The sequence below is a fragment of the Komagataeibacter europaeus LMG 18890 genome (genome assembly GCF_000285295.1).
GTDB classification, from domain to species: Bacteria; Pseudomonadota; Alphaproteobacteria; order Acetobacterales; family Acetobacteraceae; genus Komagataeibacter; species Komagataeibacter europaeus.
This window is the reverse complement of record NZ_CADP01000187.1, coordinates 1-3,435: the sequence shown is the minus strand read 5'-3', so window position 1 is coordinate 3,435 and position 3,435 is coordinate 1. Positions and strand designations below refer to the sequence as shown.

General features: G+C 56.5%; 4 protein-coding genes and 1 pseudogene. 2 read left to right on the top strand and 3 right to left on the bottom strand.

Features of this window, described 5'->3' with window-relative positions; genetic code table 11:
* Window positions 1-730, bottom strand: a pseudogene (locus tag GEU01_RS25130) (transposase); the annotation flags it as partial.
* Between the two features lie 513 nt (window positions 731-1,243).
* Between GEU01_RS25130 and GEU01_RS20205 the strand changes: the two are divergent.
* Window positions 1,244-1,495: an antitoxin gene (locus GEU01_RS20205; RefSeq protein ID WP_010516410.1), complete on the top strand. Its 252-nt coding sequence runs from the start codon at window positions 1,244-1,246 to the stop codon at window positions 1,493-1,495.
* Entirely contained in the window at window positions 1,492-1,797 is a 306-nt protein-coding gene (locus tag GEU01_RS20200; RefSeq protein ID WP_010516412.1) for a type II toxin-antitoxin system RelE/ParE family toxin, read from the top strand. Before GEU01_RS20205 ends, GEU01_RS20200 begins: the two co-directional genes overlap by 4 nt.
* 109 nt (window positions 1,798-1,906) lie before the next feature.
* On the opposite strand, the gene GEU01_RS20195 is transcribed toward GEU01_RS20200, so the two are convergent.
* The gene (locus GEU01_RS20195) at window positions 1,907-2,578 is read right to left on the bottom strand and encodes an NAD(P)H-binding protein (RefSeq protein ID WP_010516413.1); all 672 of its coding nucleotides are present in this window, start codon (window positions 2,576-2,578) and stop codon (window positions 1,907-1,909) included.
* On the bottom strand, window positions 2,575-3,435 hold an 861-nt coding region (locus GEU01_RS20190; RefSeq protein WP_019087489.1), incomplete at its 5' end, for an aldehyde dehydrogenase family protein. The genes GEU01_RS20195 and GEU01_RS20190, both read right to left, overlap by 4 nt.

Here is a 3,435-nt window from a genome sequence, read left to right as displayed (position 1 = left end):
TGTGATCCATTGCATCGAACCGGCCGTCCACATAAGTCATCCAGAATGTTCAGGAGCCGAAAAGCACGTCCATCCATCAGCCTGTCCGCCATAAAATCCATGGACCAGACCCTGTTGGGAAGGGCCGGAACCGACAGCTTTTCAGGCTTTTCGCGAACCAGACGCCTGCGGGGTTTAATCCGCAGGTTGAGTTCCTGTTCCCGATAGATCCGATAAACCCGCTTATGATTCCAGACATGTCCCTGCACATTGCGCAGATACAGGAAACACAGACCAAATCCCCATCTCCTGTGAGCCTGGGTCAGTCCCACAAGAAGAGCGGCAATCCTGTCGTTCTCCGCTGCCAGTCGCGGACGATAGCGAAAGCAGGTCTCGGATATCCCAAAAATCCGACAGGCCAGCGCAATGCTGACCCCATGATGCGCCACAGCTTGTGCGGCCAGTTCCCGGCGCTGGGCTGGCCGCTTCATTTTTTTCCAAGGACTTCCTTCAGGATATCCGTCTGCATGCTCAAATCCGCATACATGCGCTTCAGCCGACGGTTCTCCTCTTCCAAAGCCTTCATCTGACTGATCATCGAAGCATCCATGCCGCCATATTTCGCGCGCCACCGGTAAAACGTGGCGTTGCTGATCCCATGCTCCCGGCACAGGTCAGGAACCGGGACACCGCCCTCAGCCTGGCGGATCACACCCATGATCTGGGCGTCAGTAAAGCGATCACTCTTCATCAGAATCTCCTCAATTCTTACGCTGAGAAAATTCTCATTCAAAAGTCACTCTTTTTATGGGGGGATTACCAGGCAGCCGATGCTTATATGCACCGCAGCAAGGCTGAGAACACACTGCGCACCTGTCGCGCCGCCGTCCGGTCCTGGTGTCGCTGGGCCTGCCCTTCAGGAAACGTCCGCGCCTGCGGACTCAGCACCACCTGACCTGCCTGTCGTCCCGCCATCGTTCTGCTCCCGTCATTGCGACAGGAGCATCATCTAATGATGCTTATTTCAGTTTCAGATGACGAGGAGGAAAGAGTTCTTCGTTCTCTGGAATTGATGCTCGCAAAGGAAACGCCGAACAATTTCATGTAGAGTAAGCGCTAACTGAAATCGAGACGGCAAAAATCCACTTTTCCGTTTACATCTCAGTATTCTTAATGTCTCGAATGAAGGCGGCTGCCGCCTTTTCCTCGCATCTCGCCCACATATGTGCTAATGTGGGTTTGTGCTTCATGGGAGGGATATATCATGAGCCGACTGACCATTGATATGACGGATCAGCAGCACCAGAGCCTGAAAGCACTGGCGGCGCTACAGGGCAAGACGATCAAACAGTATGCCCTTGAGCGCTTGCTCCCTGATAATCTTGATACTGACCATGCGTGGCAGGAACTTAAAAATCTTCTTAGAGCCCGCGTTCAGGAAGGCCTTGACGGCAAGGTAAGCTCAAAGAGCGTCAGTGCGATCCTTAGTGAGGAACTCAACGAGAAGCACGCTTGAAAAGTTACATCCTTACTGAAGCAGCGGAAGCTGATTTGCGTGCAGTCATCCGTTACACAACAAAACAGTGGGGAGACGCTCAGGTTCGTCGATATGTCGCCGTTCTGGAGCAAGGCATTATCAGTCTCGTCGAAGGTCATAGCGCTTTCAAGGACATGAGCACGCTGTGTCCTGGGTTGAGAATGGTGCGGGTCGACCATCACTACATTTTCTGTCTACCGCGTGAGGGTGCGCCAGCCTTGGTCGTGGCCATTCTACACGAGCGCATGGATCTTCTGACCCGCTTGGCAGGCAGGTTATGATCTGACGTCTGCTTTCGGGAACGCAGATTGCCGAGCCCTACGTCCGGGAAGAGGCAAGTGCTGCCTGCCTGCTTAATTCCTGATCCCAGTGGTTCCGAACCGGATCATCTTATGAGTTGGCAGTTTGACCGGCGATCCGATGCAGGTCCGCATTGTCATATGTCCGGCATCCATCTGCCACCTGCCCCACAAGCCCGGCAATCGCCTTCGCGACAGTTTTCGCGTCAATCGCGCCATATCCAGCAAGCCTGCCGATCATGAACGGTGCCAGCGCCGCCGCCAGCCGCTGACCGATCGCCTCCATCGGTCGTGCCTCTGCACGGTGACCCAGCAACATGCCGGGACGCAGGATGTCCACGCGGCTGAAACCGAGCGCCCTGATGTCGCGCTCGATCTCGCCTTTGGTCCTGAGGTAAAAACCGGGACCGCCCGCCCCCACGGAAGAAACGAGAATGAACTGGCGTGCGCCAAGCGCATGTGCCGCTGTAGCAAAAGCGAGGACATAGTCATGATCTACGCGGAACATGGCCGTCTGCGATCCAGCGGCACGAATTGTGGTGCCAAGGCAGGAAATCGCCACGTCAGCGCCAGTTGGGGCGACGGTCCGTAACGTCACCTCGGGCGCCGCGTACAGGCGTTCGAAATCAATGACATGATCGGAGCAAGATGATTTCCGACGCGTCAGGCTGGTGACGACGGTATCAGGCCGCTTGGCAAGGTCCGCATCGACAGAACGCCCGATGAGACCGGTGCCCCCGATGAGCAGAACGCGCGTCGTCATCGCAGGATCAGATTGGTGATGACGTCGGTTAGTTTGCCGAATGGCGGCTGAAGCAGTGTTGCCGCATTGAAACGCCCCTGTCTGTACACCCCACGGGCATGTGTAAGTGCCATGAAGCCTTCCTTTCCATGATACGCGCCGATCCCACTGTCCCCCACACCGCCAAACGGCAGATCGTCCTGCACATAATGCATCAATGTACCATTGATCGTCACGTTTCCTGAAATCGTGTTCTTCAACACCCTGTCGCGTTCAACGCGGCTGTCGCCAAAATAATACAGGGCCAGAGGCCGGGGACGGGCGTTGATGAAAGCAATCGCTTCATCAAGGTTCCTGTAGGTCAACACAGGCAGGATGGGTCCGAAAATCTCCTCCTGCATGACCGCAAGTTCAGGTCTGACGTCCAGTATGAGAACCGGCGCAAGGACATGGCTGGCGGCTGAATCGCTCCCCATCCGGATGACCTGCGCACCATGCTCCTCGGCATCACGGACCAGACCGCTCAGGCGCTCATAATGATGCGTGTTGAGAATGGCCGTATAATCAGGCGACCCGGCGTAACCGCCCGGATGCAGCTTTTTCACGGCGTCCTGATAGGCTGCGGCAAAAGCGTCCCTGTCGCCTTCATGAACCAGCACATAATCCGGCGCGATGCAGGTCTGCCCGGCATTGGTCAGCTTGCCGAACGCCACGCGCTCGGCCACCTGCTGCATGGAAAAACCGGGCGCGATCACCACGGGCGACTTGCCGCCCAGTTCAAGCGTGACCGGGGTGAGATTGCGTGCCGCCGCCTCTGCCACCTTCTTTCCGACCGCCGTGCTGCCGGTGAACAGGATATGATCGAAAGGCAGGGCCGA

Bases quoted from the DNA above. Each gene is read 5' to 3' on its own strand.
- GEU01_RS20195 (WP_010516413.1), bottom strand. From the start codon at position 2,578: ATGACGACGCGCGTTCTGCTCATCGGGGGCACCGGTCTCATCGGGCGT.
- GEU01_RS20205 (WP_010516410.1), top strand. From the start codon at position 1,244: ATGAGCCGACTGACCATTGATATGACGGATCAGCAGCACCAGAGCCTG.